The organism is Staphylococcus sp. AC872 (assembly GCF_979255425.1).
This window is the reverse complement of record NZ_CEEDKW010000003.1, coordinates 95,169-110,689: the sequence shown is the minus strand read 5'-3', so window position 1 is coordinate 110,689 and position 15,521 is coordinate 95,169. Positions and strand designations below refer to the sequence as shown.

The 15,521-nt window shown below is 33.4% G+C and carries 15 protein-coding genes and 1 other annotated feature; of the genes, 6 read left to right on the top strand and 9 right to left on the bottom strand.

The window, feature by feature from the left end; translation table 11 throughout:
* Positions 1–9 precede the first annotated feature (9 nt).
* Complete coding sequence (locus ACZ267_RS06310; protein WP_019235755.1) at positions 10–672, top strand: putative quinol monooxygenase; 663 nt, start codon at positions 10–12, stop codon at positions 670–672.
* A 569-nt stretch (positions 673–1,241) separates the two neighbouring features.
* On the opposite strand, the gene ACZ267_RS06305 is transcribed toward ACZ267_RS06310, so the two are convergent.
* Both ACZ267_RS06305 and ACZ267_RS06300 read right to left on the bottom strand, forming a co-directional pair.
* The gene (locus ACZ267_RS06305; protein ID WP_002466540.1) at positions 1,242–1,958 is read right to left on the bottom strand and encodes a CHAP domain-containing protein; all 717 of its coding nucleotides are present in this window, start codon (positions 1,956–1,958) and stop codon (positions 1,242–1,244) included.
* A 382-nt stretch (positions 1,959–2,340) separates the two neighbouring features.
* Positions 2,341–2,643: a hypothetical protein gene (locus tag ACZ267_RS06300; protein WP_015365406.1), complete on the bottom strand. Its 303-nt coding sequence runs from the start codon at positions 2,641–2,643 to the stop codon at positions 2,341–2,343.
* A 139-nt stretch (positions 2,644–2,782) separates the two neighbouring features.
* Here ACZ267_RS06300 and ACZ267_RS06295 point away from each other — a divergent pair, with 139 nt between their 5' ends.
* Positions 2,783–2,989, top strand: a complete 207-nt coding sequence (locus ACZ267_RS06295; RefSeq protein ID WP_002466538.1) for a DUF6440 family protein — start codon at positions 2,783–2,785, stop codon at positions 2,987–2,989.
* Positions 2,990–3,252: 263 nt separating this feature from the next.
* Here the strand turns inward: ACZ267_RS06295 and ACZ267_RS06290 are convergent, their stop codons facing one another.
* From ACZ267_RS06290 to ACZ267_RS06270, 5 genes are read right to left on the bottom strand one after another with little or no spacing between them, the layout of a single operon-like run.
* The gene (locus tag ACZ267_RS06290) at positions 3,253–3,996 is read right to left on the bottom strand and encodes a cyclase family protein (protein ID WP_002466542.1); all 744 of its coding nucleotides are present in this window, start codon (positions 3,994–3,996) and stop codon (positions 3,253–3,255) included.
* Between the two features lie 21 nt (positions 3,997–4,017).
* Positions 4,018–6,264, bottom strand: a complete 2,247-nt coding sequence (gene metE, locus ACZ267_RS06285) for a 5-methyltetrahydropteroyltriglutamate--homocysteine S-methyltransferase (protein WP_079449085.1) — start codon at positions 6,262–6,264, stop codon at positions 4,018–4,020.
* Positions 6,261–8,099: a bifunctional homocysteine S-methyltransferase/methylenetetrahydrofolate reductase gene (locus ACZ267_RS06280; RefSeq protein WP_079449084.1), complete on the bottom strand. Its 1,839-nt coding sequence runs from the start codon at positions 8,097–8,099 to the stop codon at positions 6,261–6,263. The genes metE and ACZ267_RS06280 overlap by 4 nt, the downstream gene beginning before the upstream one ends.
* On the bottom strand, positions 8,053–9,228 hold the full coding sequence (gene metC, locus ACZ267_RS06275; protein ID WP_002466548.1) for a cystathionine beta-lyase MetC: 1,176 nt from the start codon (positions 9,226–9,228) through the stop codon (positions 8,053–8,055). Before metC ends, ACZ267_RS06280 begins: the two co-directional genes overlap by 47 nt.
* Positions 9,225–10,328 carry a PLP-dependent transferase gene (locus ACZ267_RS06270; RefSeq protein WP_002466535.1) on the bottom strand — a complete coding sequence of 368 codons (1,104 nt, stop codon included), beginning with the start codon at positions 10,326–10,328 and terminating at the stop codon, positions 9,225–9,227. Before ACZ267_RS06270 ends, metC begins: the two co-directional genes overlap by 4 nt.
* 60 nt (positions 10,329–10,388) lie before the next feature.
* Positions 10,389–10,765 (bottom strand) — a binding site (T-box leader).
* A gap of 266 nt (positions 10,766–11,031) precedes the next feature.
* On the opposite strand from ACZ267_RS06270, the gene ACZ267_RS06265 reads away from it, so the two are divergent.
* The 4 genes from ACZ267_RS06265 (at position 11,032) to ychF (ending at position 14,245) form a co-directional block, all read left to right on the top strand.
* Positions 11,032–11,871 carry a ParB/RepB/Spo0J family partition protein gene (locus ACZ267_RS06265; protein ID WP_002466534.1) on the top strand — a complete coding sequence of 280 codons (840 nt, stop codon included), beginning with the start codon at positions 11,032–11,034 and terminating at the stop codon, positions 11,869–11,871.
* A gap of 147 nt (positions 11,872–12,018) precedes the next feature.
* Positions 12,019–12,912 (top strand): mechanosensitive ion channel family protein, encoded by an 894-nt coding sequence (locus tag ACZ267_RS06260; protein ID WP_079449083.1) that lies wholly within the window; start codon positions 12,019–12,021, stop codon positions 12,910–12,912.
* A gap of 20 nt (positions 12,913–12,932) precedes the next feature.
* Positions 12,933–13,136 (top strand): DUF951 domain-containing protein, encoded by a 204-nt coding sequence (locus tag ACZ267_RS06255; protein ID WP_002451525.1) that lies wholly within the window; start codon positions 12,933–12,935, stop codon positions 13,134–13,136.
* Between the two features lie 11 nt (positions 13,137–13,147).
* Positions 13,148–14,245, top strand: coding sequence for a redox-regulated ATPase YchF (gene ychF / locus ACZ267_RS06250; RefSeq protein WP_002451524.1), 1,098 nt, complete (start codon positions 13,148–13,150; stop codon positions 14,243–14,245).
* A gap of 165 nt (positions 14,246–14,410) precedes the next feature.
* Here ychF and ACZ267_RS06245 read toward each other — a convergent pair whose 3' ends face one another.
* Positions 14,411–14,602 (bottom strand): hypothetical protein, encoded by a 192-nt coding sequence (locus ACZ267_RS06245; protein WP_002451523.1) that lies wholly within the window; start codon positions 14,600–14,602, stop codon positions 14,411–14,413.
* 61 nt (positions 14,603–14,663) lie between these two features.
* Positions 14,664–15,485 carry a GH25 family lysozyme gene (locus ACZ267_RS06240; RefSeq protein ID WP_002466546.1) on the bottom strand — a complete coding sequence of 274 codons (822 nt, stop codon included), beginning with the start codon at positions 15,483–15,485 and terminating at the stop codon, positions 14,664–14,666.
* Positions 15,486–15,521 lie beyond the last annotated feature (36 nt).

The window sequence follows — 15,521 nt, the reverse complement described above, 5'->3', positions numbered from 1 at the left end:
GGATATAAGATGACACAAATAAATAAATTAATCGATTCTCAACAACCTGGAACAGTTTTAAAGATGACAGCCAAAGAAGGTAAAGGTGAAGAGTTATTTAATCTAACAAATAAGATGCACTACGACGGAGATCCAGATGGCCCAATAGATTGGATATTGTGTAAAGATGATCATAACCCCAATATTTTGTGGGCATTCGAATTTTATAGAGACGATGCCTCATTCAAACGTCATTTCGATAATCCAGTTATAGATGAAGGTCATGATAAAGTTATTGAGCTTTTAGATGATGTGCCAACAAGAGTTGTAGTATATCCAGAATATTCAGGTAAGCAAAGCGAAAAAAATTCAGATTTATTGATTGATTCCCTACAACCTGGAACAGTTTTAAAGATGACAGCCAAAGAAGGAAAAGGTGAAGAGTTATTTAATTTAACAAATAAGATGCACTACAACGGAGATCCAGACGGCCCAATAGATTGGGTATTGTGTAGAGCCGTTGATGATCCAGATGTATTATGGGCATTTGAATTTTATAAAGACGATGCTTCATTTAAACGTCATTTTGATAATCCAGTTATAGACGAAGGACATGACAAAGTCATCGAATTGTTAGCGGATATGCCAATGAGAGTAGAAGTTCATGCTATGTATTCTAGTAAAAAAGTATAAACAATAGATTGAGGTTACAAATTATGAATATTGTTTTTAGAATTGCATCATAGCAAATCATTAAAGTATTATTTTTTATATGCATCACAACGTACAATTTCAAATTGTACGTTGTTTTTTTCGAAATCATACATCTTTTGGAAGGTAGAAGTAAATAATAAAATATGAAAGTAATGATATGAATATAATGTTTAAAATCCAGTTTAAATAAAAAATAAATAGATACTTATATTGGAATAAGTACTTATAAAAAATGAATATCGATTTAGAAATTGGACAATCATTGTTCAGTAAGTTATACTTTTACAACATTGTTTGCAAAATTTCAATTTTAGAACACTAAATTTAAAATTGAAATTATTTTAAGAATAAAATGAATTCGTATATACATTTTATAATTTTAATGTTATACTCACCATAGTTTGTTTGGTAAAAAATCTTGTTTTTTTAGCCTATGTATACCTGTTCAGTATACATAGGTTTTTTTATGTGTATTATGTTGAATAACAACATAAATACACACCCCACTAGATAGTAGGGTGTGTTTATTACATCTTTTCATCTCTCAATTATGATAAATGAATATAGTTATAAGATTTAGCTTGGCTTGCTGAAATGGTACGAGTGTCTGTTACAAATGGTCCTCCCGAATAGTTCATTTCTGAAACAGTTACTGAACCATCACTACTGACGCTTTCTACACATGCCACATGACCATAACTACCTTCAGATGTTTGTAAAATAGCACCTTTTTCAGGCGTATGATTCACAGTATAGCCATCTGATTGTGCTGCACTTGCCCAATTGTTTGCATTACCCCACGTAGTACTGATTTTGCCTCCGACTCTATCGTAAACGTACCATGTACATTGCCCAGCAGTGTATAAGTTACCAGATGTAGATGATGTCGTTTTTTTAGACGTAGATTGCGTAGTAGATGAATGACTTGATGATGAACTTGAAGAATTTAAGCTACTTGAACTATTACTTGTAGTTGTATTGTTATTTTGTTTGAATGATTGTTGTTTAAATTGTGGCTGTTTATAACCACTAGATTGATGATTAAATTGTGGATGCCATTGCCCATTCATTTGATTATAATTTTGGTTGTCTTGATGGCTAAATTGTCCATTAAATCCTCTGGGGCTTTGTTGGTGAAATGGCCCTTGTTGTTGAGGTGCTTGATGATGATTATATTCTGTAGCATCTGCATGATTGTCATTTATCCCAAATAATGACACGCCAATACCAGCAGTTAGGGTTGAAATTGTAGCGATTTTTTTCATAATAAAACGTCCTCCCAAAAGTTGTATGTCTACCATAGATTGAAGTAGCGAAAGGCAGCATACATCACCGTTTTTTATTTAAAAATTTCGTTGCGAACAACGATAAGCTACACTCTAACAGAACAATTGATAATGATGGTCAATGTTACGATTTCGTAATTGAAATTCAATTCACCTGAACAACACCGTAATAATAGAGTTGGCAATATTACTTAGTGTAATAAAACGTGAAGTTGTGATGTTTGCTATGTTAATTTTATGTTTTGTAATTATTGAATTAGCTTGAACGTTACAAATGATTGTAATAAATGTAGGAGGACGATTTATTATAAAAACACGATAATGAGCCGATATTCTGATTTGAAAAGTAAAAAAGCACTCATTAAAGAGTGCCGTTTGATTTAAAAGAATGTGAGTAGTATGAAGATGATGAAAAAATGCTAGTGAAAGTAACTTCTTTCCAATTTTTCTCAATGGTATATGCCCCCACGGAGAGTAATAGACCAATAAGGATAAAAATATTATCTACTGATTTTAAGTGGGCTCCTCCATAAATACTATCTAATATAATACGAAGAATAAAAATGAGCACGCCAATTATGATCAGCGCTATACTAACCAATTTTAAGTAACGGGATATTTTTGTACTATTTGTCTTTTTGTCATTGATATTGTTAGAACTCATATCCTCCACCCCCATACAATAAATTTACCACTCAATCATTATTAATATTCACAATAAAATAATGATTGAGTAATAAGATGTTTTAGATAATAGTTAAGTGAAATATATAATTAGAGAATGTTTGAGGAGGGCTTTGCACATGTTTAATAACAAGAAAGCAGATGATCGCTTTGATGTAGAAAAGGTCTCAAAAGATTCTACTATGCGTTGTTATGTATTAACTGATAAAGAAACAGGCATCCAATATCTTGCTACTTGGGTGAGTACAGGTGGTGGTATTACACCATTATTAGATGAAAATGGAAATATAACCAAAGTGGATACTACTTCATTGAAAAATGATTAATTTACATAGTAATTTTTTATAGGAGGTATTACTTTGGTACTTATGGTTATAAGCGGCTTCGTAACCATTTTTATTCTATTTAGTATAAGTAAATTTTTTAAAGAAAATGAGAAATAAAAACTGCAACGGCAAGCTTGTAATTCAAAACAAGTTGCTGCCGTTGCAGTTATTTATATATTAGAGAGTTTTCGTCTATATTAAGATGATTAAGTCATGTTGTATTTATTTCAATATCAACACTATGCATATGTCCTTTTAATAAATTAAGGTTTAATTGCAAATGCTCGAACTGGGAAACCAGGGGCATCTTTAGGCTTAGGACTTATCGCATAGATAACCGCACCTCGGGTAGGTAGTTGATCTAGGTTCGTTAACAGTTCGACTTGGAATGTATCTTGGCCTAAGACATAACGTTCACCAACGATATCACCATTTTTTGCAATGTCTACAGATGCGTCAGTATCAAATGTTTCATGACCGATAGATTTGATATGACGTTCTTCAATTAAAAACTTTAATGCATCTAATCCCCAACCAGGTAGGTGTTGTTGACCTTCAGCGTCTTTGTTTTCAAATGATTCAATGTCCGGCCAACGTTTTGACCAATCCGTACGTAAAGCTACAAATGTGCCAGGTTCGATAGTTCCATTATTAGATTCCCACTGTTCTAAATGTTCACGTGTAACAATAAAGTCAGCGTTTTGAGCGACTTCTTGTGAAAAGTCTAAAACAATCAGTGGTAATACTAATTCCTTTAAATCTAATTCTTCAAGGTATCTCTGATTTTCAACGAAATGAATAGGGGCATCGATATGCGTACCATATTGTGTGACGATATTCCATCGTTGAACATAAAAACCATGTTCTTGAACTGTGAATAACGTAGAAACTTCGCCTTTTTCAAAATCACTGAATCTTGGAATATCAGGGTCGAAAGTGTGTGTTAAATCGACCCATTTAGACTCTTTTAACTGATTTAATTGATCCCATAAAGGATAGTTTGACATAAGCATCATCCTCAATTTATTTTATGCTGTTGTAGCATTATTTTCTTCACGTTTCTTTCTAACAGCGTTAACTAATACAGTTAATGCTTCTTTAACTTCATCTTCTTTACGAGTTTTTAATCCGCAGTCTGGATTTACCCAGAATAATGAACGATCAATTTGTTGTAAAGAACGATTAATTGCAGTAGTAATTTCATCTTCTGTAGGGATACGAGGGCTATGGATATCATATACCCCTAATCCAATACCTAAGTCATAGTTAATATCTTCAAAGTCTTTAATCAAGTCACCATGGCTACGAGATGTTTCAATTGAAATAACATCTGCATCTAAATCGTGAATCGCATGGATGATTTGACCAAATTGAGAATAACACATATGCGTATGAATTTGTGTTTCATCTTTGACTGATGATGTTGCTAGTTTAAATGAATGCACTGCATCTTTTAGATATTGTTCATGGTACTCAGAACGTAATGGTAAACCTTCACGAAGTGCTGGCTCATCTACTTGAATGACTTTAATACCATTTTCTTCTAATGCTAGTACTTCTGCATTAATTGCTAACGCGATTTGATCTTGTACAGTTGTACGTGGAATATCAACGCGTTCAAATGACCAGTTAAGAATTGTGACTGGACCAGTTAGCATACCTTTAACTGGTTTGTCAGTTAAACTTTGTGCGTAGACAGTTTCCTTAACTGTTAATGGTTCAGTCCATTTAACATCACCGTATATAACTGGTGGTTTAACAGCACGAGAACCATATGATTGAACCCAACCAAACTTAGTAACTAGGAATCCTTGTAGTTTTTCTCCAAAGAATTCAACCATGTCATTTCGTTCGAATTCACCGTGTACGAGCACATCAAGTCCAATTTCTTCTTGAATTTTAATCCAACGTGCAATTTCGTTTTCTAAGAATTCTTTATAAGCTTCATCAGAAATACGTTGGTTCTTCCAATCTGCACGATATTTTCTAACTTCTCTAGTTTGAGGGAATGAGCCAATCGTTGTCGTTGGTAAATCCGGTAAATTTAATCTTTGGTATTGTGCTTGTTTGCGCTCAGAGAATGGTGATTGACGTTGTGTACGGACACTATCAAAATCATAGTCTAAGTTTTTGAATGATTGACTTTGGAATCGCTCATAGCGAGATTTTAAGTCGTCATATTTCGCACTATCGTTATCATTGAAAAGACGACGTAAAGCATCTAATTCGTCTAATTTTTCAGTGGCAAAGCTTAAACCTTCAGCGATAGATTCATCTAACGTTTCATCATCTAATGATACAGGCACGTGTAGTAAAGATGACGAAGGTTGAATGACAATATTTTGAGCATATTGTTGTAATGTTTCAATCAATGACTTTTTAGCTTCAATATCAGCAGCCCACACATTACGTCCATCGATAATACCTGCGTATAATGTTTTACTTGAATCAAAATCACCAGCTTTAACTTGCTCTAAGTTGTATCCATGATCATGAACGAAGTCTAATCCTAAGCCGCCGACTGGTAATGAGCTTAAGAATTTAAGATTCACACGTTCGAAATAAGTTTGAATCACTAAATGTTTGCCTAATCCTGTATCAGTTAATTCTTCATAAGCTTCTTTAGTAATATTTTCATAACTTTCACTTTCATCAGTAACTAATACAGGCTCGTCAATTTGAATATATTCTGCACCTGCATCAACAAGTGATTGTAATACTTCTTTATATAATGGCAATAATGTTTTTACTTTTTCTTCGAAAGATTGGCTACCACCTTTTGATAATTTAACAAAGGTAATTGGGCCTACAATGACTGGGTGTGCATTGACATTAATAGATTGTGCATATTTAAAGCGGTCTAATAACACATTACGATTTAGTTTAGGTTCTACATTATCCCATTCTGGCACGATATAGTGATAATTTGTATTAAACCATTTGATTAATGCACTTGCGACGTGTTGTTTATTACCACGTGCAATATCAAATAACAAGTCATCATTCACTTCTCGTCCTTGGAAACGTTCAGGAATAATATTGAATAGTAGTGATGTATCTAAGATATGGTCGTATAAAGAGAAGTCACCTACAGGAACGCTGTCTAGATTATAATTCTTTTGTAGTAATAGGTTTTCTTTGTGTAAGTCAGTAAGTGTTTGATCTAGTTCATTTTTATCAATTTTTTGAGCCCAATAGCTCTCGATAGCCTTTTTCCATTCTCTTTTTCTACCTAATCTTGGGAATCCTAAGTTTGAAGTTTTAATTGTTGTCATAATATTGCCTCCTTATGAGTGGTAATAGATTTTGAATACGCTGCAAGTTCTAGTGAATAATCGACTTTTTGGAAAGGTGTAATAATGTATAATCCATTAAAGTATTCATGCACCGTATCGATGAGTTCCTTTGAAAGTCTAAGACTAAGTTCTTTAGTTTTTTCTTTATCATCTTTAACTGCTTTGAATTGATTAAGTACGTCTTCTGACATTTTGATGCCAGGTACTTCATTGTGTAAAAATAGTGCATTGTTATAACTTGCGATGGGCATAATACCTATGAAGAAAGGTGTGTTTAAGTGCTTTGTCGCTTCATACACTTGTTTAATTTTTTCTTTACTATATACAGGTTGAGTGATGAAATAACTCATGCCACTTGCTACTTTCTTCTCAAGACGTTTGACTGCTCCATCGAGTTTTCTTACATTTGGATCAAATGCACCAGCGATGTTAAAGTTCGTATGTTTCTTCAGCGCATCACCGTCTGTGTTGATACCTTGATTAAAGCGAAGTGCGATTTCGGTTAATCCTTTAGAATTAACATCATAAACATTGGTTGCGCCAGGCAAATGACCTACTTTTGATGGGTCACCTGTAATGGCTAAAATTTCATTAACACCAATGAGTGAGAGACCTAATAGGTGAGATTGTAGACCTATGAGATTTCTATCACGACAGGTAATATGAACGAGGGGTTCAATATTAAATCGTTGTTTGATAATACTTGCTGCAGCAATGTTACTTACGCGAACAGTTGCTAAGGAATTATCTGCTAATGTCACTGCATCAATATCTGCGTCATCAAGCTTGCCAATATTGTTGAAGAACTGATCGGTATCTAAATGTTTAGGTGTATCTAGTTCTACAATGACAGTAGGACCTTGTTTGACTTTGGAAGTCAGTGATTGTTTGAAATTTAAGTCTTTTTTGCGATTTACTTTTTTATTAATTGGTATGACATTTTTATGGGTAACAGGTCTTAAATTCTTTACAGATGTTTTAATGTATCGAATATGTTCAGGTGTAGTACCACAACAACCACCAATCAGTCTGACACCTTCATTGATTAACTCTTGTGCCACATCACCAAAATATTGTGCGTTATCACTATATTTGAATTCGCTATTTTCAATATCTAACAAACTTGCATTCGGATAACAGGATAGAAATGCTTTATCTGGTAACTCGATATGTGAAAATGAGCGTTGCATATGATGTGGGCCATGATGGCAATTAAGTCCTACAATATCTGCTCCACATTCAACTAATTGTTTTAATGCATCATTGATTGGTGTACCGTCTACAAGATAATTTGTGTTAGAAGCGGTTAACTGAGCGATTATTGGAATGTGATGTTTCCTTTTAGTTGAAATGACGATACCTTTTAATTCTTCTAAGTCATAATAGGTTTCAAACAATAAAGCATCTACACCTTCATCAACTAAAGTATCTATTTGATGTTCAGTATGATATTGGATGGAGGAAAGACTTAGGTCATCTTGTTTTACACCTCTAAAGCCGCCAACTGTTCCTAAAATAAAAGTATCTTCATTGGCAGCTTTTTTAGCAATTTGAACAGCTACTTTATGAATTTCTTTGACTTTATGTTCTAGACCAAAGGCTTTTAACTTTTCAAAATTGGCACCGTACGTATTTGTTTGTATAACATCAGCACCAGCTTCAATATATGAACGATGAATATGTTCGACCTTTTCCGGGTGAGTTAAGTTATAAGCTTCTGGGCATGTATCTAAGCCTTCTGAATAAAAAATGGTTCCAATTGCGCCATCAGCTACTAAAACGTTGTTCTGTAATTTGTTCAGGAATTGACTCATTAAATGCCTCCTTTAAAGCGTAGTTAATGTCTGCAATAAGTTCGTCTGGATTTTCTAATCCCACACTTAATCGGAATAATCCAAAGGTAATACCACGTGCATTTCTAATGTCTTCTGGTATCGCTGCATGTGACATCGTTGCCGGATGAGATAAAATTGTCTCTACACCACCTAAACTTACTGAAACCAACGGAATAGTTAACGCATCTACAAACGCTTGTGCCTTTGTCTCATCTTTTAGTCTGAAACCAATGACAGCACCACCTGTTTTAGCTTGTTTAAGGTGTGTTTTGTTATTTCCTGGGTAATACACTTCTGCGATTTCATCTCTTTGACTTAAGAATGAAACAAGCTTTTCAGCATTCGCTACAGATTGTTTGAATCTAATAGGGAAAGTCTTAAGATGTTTAGCTAATGCCCAGCTATCATAGGTAGATAGGGCGTTACCAGTGCCGTTTTGAATTAGATATAATGCATCTGCCACATCTTCACGATTTGTAATAACTGCACCTGCTAGTAGGTCACTATGCCCACCTAAAAATTTAGTGGCACTGTGAATAACAATATCTGCACCAAGTGCTAAAGGTGATTGTCCTAAAGGTGTCATAAAAGTATTATCTACAGCTAATAACAATTGGTTAGCTTGGGCAATCCTTGCAACTGCTTGAATATCTGTCACTTTAAAACACGGATTAGAAGGTGTCTCTACATATATTAATTTCGTATTAGATTGAATTGCATTTTTAATATTTTCTGCTTGAGTCGCATCTACAGTTGTAAATTCAATGTTGAATCTTTTTAAAATATCTTCAGTTAATCGGAATGTGCCTCCATAAACATCATCAGGTAATATGACATGATCGCCAGATTTCAATGTAAGTAAAACTGCAGAAATAGCTGCAATTCCTGATGCAAATGCAAAACCATATTTACCTTTTTCTAGATGAGCTAATTTTTCTTCTAAAATTGTTCTGTTTGGATTACCACTACGTGCATAATCGTAAAGTGGACTACCACCAAGTTGGTCTTGATGAAATGTTGATGAATCATAAAAAGGTGGATTGGCTGAGATATAATCCTTTCCTCGACGTTCATCGAAAATTACTTCAGTATCTATTGATAAATTCATGAAATCACTCCTACTTTTGAATGCGTTAATGCTTGAATAATGTCTGCTTCAATATCAGAATAGTTTTCGATTCCTATTGATAAGCGAATTAAAAACTCATCGATACCTCGTTTATCTTTCTCTTCATCGGGCATATCCACATGAGTCTGTGTGTAAGGAAATGTAATAAACGTTTCTGTACCACCTAAACTCTCAGCAAATATACAAGTTTCTAAATTTTCCAAAAATTTAGGAACACTATATGCCTTGTTGAGTCGTAAACTTAACATGCCAGTTCTACCGCTATATAAAACCTCATCAATTGCTTCTAAATCTTGGCATTTAACTGCTAATTTTTGCGCATTTTCTTGTGAACGATCGATTCGTAAATGCAAAGTTTTTAGCCCTCTTTGTAGTAAATAGCTATCCAACGGTGATAGCGTAGCGCCTATCATATTGTGGAATTGTCCCAATTGTTCAGCTAACTTGTCGTCTTTTACTGTAACAACACCTGCTAGCACATCATTATGACCACCGATATATTTTGTAGCCGAATGTAAAACAATATCGGCACCTTCTTCTAATGGTGTTGAAAGATAAGGTGTTAAAAAGGTGTTATCAATGATAGTTAATAAATCATGTTTTTTACTGAGCACGTAATAAGGTGTCACATCGATATCAATCATTTGCGGATTAGAAATGGGTTCAATGAACAGTGCTTTTGTTTGTGATGTAATTTGATTTTCAACTTCTTCATAGTTTAGGAAATCTACGTACTTAAATTTCACTCCGTATTGCTGTTCGTAAAAATCAAATAGTCTAAATGTGCCACCATATAAATCAAATGCAACTAATACTTCATCACCAGGTTTAAAAAGGTTACATACAAGTTGAATTGCAGCCATGCCACTTGAAGTTGCAAATGATGCTACACCTTTCTCTAGTTTGGCGAATGATTCTTCAAAAGCTGTCCTTGTTGGATTCTTCGTTCTTGTATAGTCATAACCTGTTGACTGACCTAGTTGAGGATGTTGATATGCAGTTGATAAATATATTGGATTGGCAATAGCTCCTGTATGATCTTTAGTCAAAGAAATTTGTGCTAATTCTGTATCCTTCATTACTAGACCCTCCTTAAAATTAAAAAAAGCTTCCGTCCTTTAAACCCGATTCTTTCGGATGTAAAGGACGAAAGCTTTGATTTCGTGGTACCACCTTTGTTTGTTACTTTATTACTAAAGTAACCTCTATCAGTACACCATTTTGGTAAAAGGCACTGATAAAATGAAGAAATCACAAAATTATCGTTCATAAAAAAACTCATTCATTCAGAAATTGAAGAAATGAGTATTAACGATAAAATGTGCGTCTTTAATTCCAGTACGCCATTTAACAAAATGTTAATACTGTATCGCTATAACGGGCGAACCCGTTGACACCTCATATTGGCATCAACACTCCAAGGCCATTTTCAAACTTTCTTACAATATCTTCTCTCAGCTACGAAGATTCTCTGTATAAGCAGTGTAAGTTTTACTTTCCTTTTTACAGTGTGTAAAATGTTTCGTTTTGTAATTGTTAATACATAGCTTACAGATAGAAGAATCATTTGTCAACAATTTTTCTGAAAATTTAGATTAAACTTGCAATTCAGATTTATAGAATCGTTGATATCATAGCGTTATTTTAAAATAAAATTTTTTGAAGAAATTGTCGTAACTTGTGATTTCTACTTGTGAAAAAAGGGGCAAATTTTTAAAATAAAATAGAGATACAAATTATATTAATATCACGGTATTAATTTATAGAGAAAGATGTGAAAAAATGGCTCATCGAGAAGATCAAAGATTGCAATTAAACAAAGATGAACAAGTACATTCCGTTTCGTTAGACTTAATTAAAGCAAATCCTTATCAACCGAGAAAAACATTTGATGAATATAGACTAAATGACTTGGCACAATCAATTAAACAACATGGCATTTTGCAACCGATTGTAGTAAGAAAAACTGTTCAAGGTTACTATATTGTTGTAGGAGAGCGACGCTTTAGAGCATCCAAAAAAGCAGGTTTAACCGAAATTCCTGCAATCATCAAAGAATTGTCTGATGAAGATATGATGGAATTAGCCATTATAGAGAATTTACAACGTGAAGATTTGAATGCTATAGAAGAAGCAGAAAGCTATAAAAAGCTAATGGAAGATTTGAATATAACACAACAAGAGGTTGCAGAAAGACTTTCTAAATCACGTCCTTATATTGCTAATATGTTGCGTTTATTAAAATTACCATCAGACGTTGCTAAAATGGTACGTGATGGTGAGCTTTCAGGTGCACATGGTCGCACATTACTAGGTCTAAAATCTCCACAGAAAATGAAATCAATAGCGAAAAAAGCTGTGAAAGAATCGTGGAGTGTAAGATATTTAGAGAGCTATATCAATGATTATTTAGAAAAAAATGCTCCAAAGACTTCGGTTAATGAACAAACTTTAAATAAACCCAAATTTATTCAAAAGCAAGAAAGACAACTTAAAGAACAATATGGTTCTAAAGTTGATATATCAACACATAAAAATATTGGTAAAATTGCTTTTGAATTCAAATCAGAAGAAGAATTTAAGTCATTAATAAAAAAACTGAATCAAAATTATGAGATGTAAGTGTAGAAGGCATATAGAAATATATTGAAAATAAGCGTTGTTTGCTATATTAATCAGTTTTTAAATCTGAAGACTGATTTAATATAAGTGGTTTTAAGTTATAATGATTTAATTATGAAAAGTTTAAAGTGAGGAGGTAAATGCATAATGAATCAAGTCAAACATATCCTTTCTTCCTTAATAGAGCCACTTACAAAAGTTGAAACGTACGAAACGTTGGCTATTAAGATTATCATGATTTTGATTTATATAATTGCAGCAATTATAGTAATAAGTATTTTAAACAAAGTGATTGAACAAGCATTCAAAATTCAAAATAAGAGCAGAAAAGGTAATAAAAAACGTTCAAAAACATTAATTTCACTTGTACAAAATGTAGTTAAGTATATTGTCTGGTTTATCGTTATCACAACCATCTTAAGTAAATTTGGAATTAGTGTAGAAGGCATTATAGCGAGTGCCGGCGTAGTTGGTTTAGCCGTAGGTTTCGGTGCACAAACAATTGTTAAAGATATCATTACTGGCTTCTTTATCATATTTGAAAATCAATTTGATGTAGGCGACTATGTTAAAATCAATAGCGGTGGTACGACGGTTGCTGAAGGAACAGTTAAATCAATTGGACTTAGATCAACACGTATTAATACTATCTCAGGGGAATTAACGATTCTTCCAAACGGTAGTATGGGTGAAATTACTAACTTCTCAATTACTAACGGAACTTCGATTGTTGCGATACCAGTCTCAATAGAAGAGAATTTAGATCATGTTGAGAAAGAATTGAATAAATTATTCACATCACTTAGAAGTAAATACTACTTATTTGTGAGTGACCCTGTTGTGAGTGACCCTGTTGTAGAAGGTATTGATTCTATTGATAATAATAAGGTGACTATCAGAATCTCTGCAGAAACAATACCTGGAGAAGGTGCAGCTGGTGGTAGAATTATTAGAAAAGAAGTACAGCGATTATTTGTTAGAGAAAATATTAAAATGCCTAAACCCATTTTTGCTCCATATGACGAGCAAAAACGTGGCTAATTATCATTGGAGGTAATTTCATGACGTCAAATTACGGAATAAATGATATAGTAGAAATGAAAAAACAACATGCATGTGGAACAAATCGTTTTAAAATCATAAGAATGGGCGCTGACATTAGGATTAAATGTGAAAATTGTCAACGTAGTATTATGATTCCACGTCAGACGTTTAATAAAAAATTAAAGAAAATTTTAGTATCCAATGAAGATACAGAAAGTTAGGAGAATGATTAATGGCTTTAACAGCAGGTATTGTAGGTTTACCAAACGTAGGGAAGTCTACACTTTTTAATGCAATTACTAAAGCGGGGGCTTTAGCAGCTAACTACCCATTCGCAACAATCGATCCAAACGTAGGAATCGTAGAAGTACCGGATTCACGTTTGTTAAAACTAGAAGAAATGGTTCAACCAAAAAAGACGATTCCAACAACATTCGAATTTACTGATATTGCAGGTATTGTTAAAGGTGCATCAAAAGGTGAAGGTTTAGGTAATAAATTCTTATCACATATTCGAGAAGTTGATGCTATTTGCCAAGTTGTCCGTGCATTTGACGATGAAAATGTGACGCATGTGTCTGGTCGAGTTAATCCTCTAGACGATATTGAAGTTATCAATATGGAATTAGTATTAGCCGATTTAGAATCAGTAGAAAAACGTTTACCTAAGATTGAAAAAATGGCTCGTCAAAAAGATAAAACTGCTGAAATGGAACTACGTATTTTATCTAAAATTAAAGAAACATTAGAAGAAGGTAAACCAGTACGTAGTATCGAATTTAATGATGAAGATCAAAAATGGGTTAACCAAGCACAATTATTAACATCTAAAAAAATGTTATATATTGCTAATGTTGGTGAAGACGAAATTGGTGATGAAGAAAACGATAAAGTGAAAGCAATTCGTGACTATGCTGCTCAAGAAGACTCTGAAGTTATTGTCATCAGTGCAAAAATTGAAGAAGAAATTGCAACATTAGACGATGAAGATAAAGAGATGTTCTTAGAAGACTTGGGAATTGAAGAACCAGGTTTAGATCGCTTAATTCGTACCACATATGACTTGTTAGGTTTATCAACATATTTCACTGCTGGTGTACAAGAGGTACGTGCTTGGACATTCGTACAAGGTATGACAGCGCCACAATGTGCTGGAATTATCCACACAGACTTTGAACGTGGCTTTATCCGTGCTGAGGTTACAAGTTATAGTGATTATGTTGAACATGGTGGCGAAAATGGTGCTAAAGAAGCAGGTAGACAACGTTTAGAAGGTAAAGATTACATCATGCAAGATGGAGATATTGTTCATTTCAGATTTAATGTTTAATTATAATAAAGATTATCAAAAATTGATTAGATTTTAACTACTCTAGAGTAACTAGGGTAGTTTTTTTATGGGAGAAATTGCAGATTAAGATAGAAAAAGCAATGTAGTACATGGTCGGAGTTACTAAGTGACAAGACTACATTGCTTAAATACAACATTATTATATTAAAAGAAAGGAATAACCTCACTTGCTTTAAGAATATCTGTAGTTCTAAAAAATTGTTTGCCTTCACCAGTATAAGCAGGTACTAAAATCATATTAGCTTTGGCATTGTATAACCATTCAGGGTGCAAACCACAATTTAAAATATCTTGAAATTCTTGAAAGTCTTTATTCCAATCTAAATTTAAGTTCATGTTAAACACCTCACACCCATTATAGAACAAACGTTCGTATTTGTGAAGTGTTTTTACACATTTATGATGTAAACCAGTTTGTGCTTACATTTGAATCAACATAGTTAGCATCTACATTTTGATTTAGTTCTGATGAATAGAAACTATCTGTATATTGCCATAACACTTTTTCTCGAGTTGGCTCTTGAGCCTGATATGAAGCTAACCAATAACCGTCATATGAACTCACTGCATTAGCCACATTATTAACCATAAAGTTTTCGTATGAATAGAATAATACTTTCTTATTACCAGCTAGTTTTTTCATTTGATCAGCCCATGCTACTGTAGCAGTGTTCGCATCGCCAGAAGTAACCGTTTGTTGTTCATAGTCGTTGATATAAAATTCTGCTTTTGGCGCACGATTGTATAACATTCTCGCTTCATAACGAGCATCGTCAGCATTTTCGTACATACTATATGAATAAACACCGAATTTCATATTGTTTTTATCTAACAAGGCAGAATTGTGTTCTAAACATTTATCTACATATTCAGAACCATATTGTCCACGAATAATGATAAAATCATAATTTTTCTTCAATTGTTTTACTTGAGCATCGGTTAAGTTACCTTGCCATTCGGAAATATCAAGTACACGTTCACCACTATTAGTTGTTGCAGCGCGCGATTTAGTTGAAAAAGTAGATCGATTTTGTGTATCGTTTTTAGCTTTTTCTGGGTGCTTTTTCATATATTGTTGATAGCCGTAGCCCATTGTACCTTTTTTACTTTGAGTATCGTTTGTATTATTTGAATTTTCATCTGCATATGATAAATTAATGCCTGAAATTGTAGTAAACATTGTTGCAGCAAACATCGAGTAAGATAGTTTCTTTAACATAAAAGTTCTCCTTTATTTATAAAAAATTAAATGCAA

Coding starts and splice junctions, on each gene's coding strand:
- ACZ267_RS06310 (WP_019235755.1), top strand. CDS start 10: ATGACACAAATAAATAAATTAATCGATTCTCAACAACCTGGAACAGTT.
- ACZ267_RS06305 (WP_002466540.1), bottom strand. CDS start 1,958: ATGAAAAAAATCGCTACAATTTCAACCCTAACTGCTGGTATTGGCGTG.
- ACZ267_RS06300 (WP_015365406.1), bottom strand. CDS start 2,643: ATGAGTTCTAACAATATCAATGACAAAAAGACAAATAGTACAAAAATA.
- ACZ267_RS06295 (WP_002466538.1), top strand. CDS start 2,783: ATGTTTAATAACAAGAAAGCAGATGATCGCTTTGATGTAGAAAAGGTC.
- ACZ267_RS06290 (WP_002466542.1), bottom strand. CDS start 3,996: ATGTCAAACTATCCTTTATGGGATCAATTAAATCAGTTAAAAGAGTCT.
- metE (WP_079449085.1), bottom strand. CDS start 6,264: ATGACAACAATTAAAACTTCAAACTTAGGATTCCCAAGATTAGGTAGA.
- ACZ267_RS06280 (WP_079449084.1), bottom strand. CDS start 8,099: ATGAGTCAATTCCTGAACAAATTACAGAACAACGTTTTAGTAGCTGAT.
- metC (WP_002466548.1), bottom strand. CDS start 9,228: ATGAATTTATCAATAGATACTGAAGTAATTTTCGATGAACGTCGAGGA.
- ACZ267_RS06270 (WP_002466535.1), bottom strand. CDS start 10,328: ATGAAGGATACAGAATTAGCACAAATTTCTTTGACTAAAGATCATACA.
- ACZ267_RS06265 (WP_002466534.1), top strand. CDS start 11,032: ATGGCTCATCGAGAAGATCAAAGATTGCAATTAAACAAAGATGAACAA.
- ACZ267_RS06260 (WP_079449083.1), top strand. CDS start 12,019: ATGAATCAAGTCAAACATATCCTTTCTTCCTTAATAGAGCCACTTACA.
- ACZ267_RS06255 (WP_002451525.1), top strand. CDS start 12,933: ATGACGTCAAATTACGGAATAAATGATATAGTAGAAATGAAAAAACAA.
- ychF (WP_002451524.1), top strand. CDS start 13,148: ATGGCTTTAACAGCAGGTATTGTAGGTTTACCAAACGTAGGGAAGTCT.
- ACZ267_RS06245 (WP_002451523.1), bottom strand. CDS start 14,602: ATGAACTTAAATTTAGATTGGAATAAAGACTTTCAAGAATTTCAAGAT.
- ACZ267_RS06240 (WP_002466546.1), bottom strand. CDS start 15,485: ATGTTAAAGAAACTATCTTACTCGATGTTTGCTGCAACAATGTTTACT.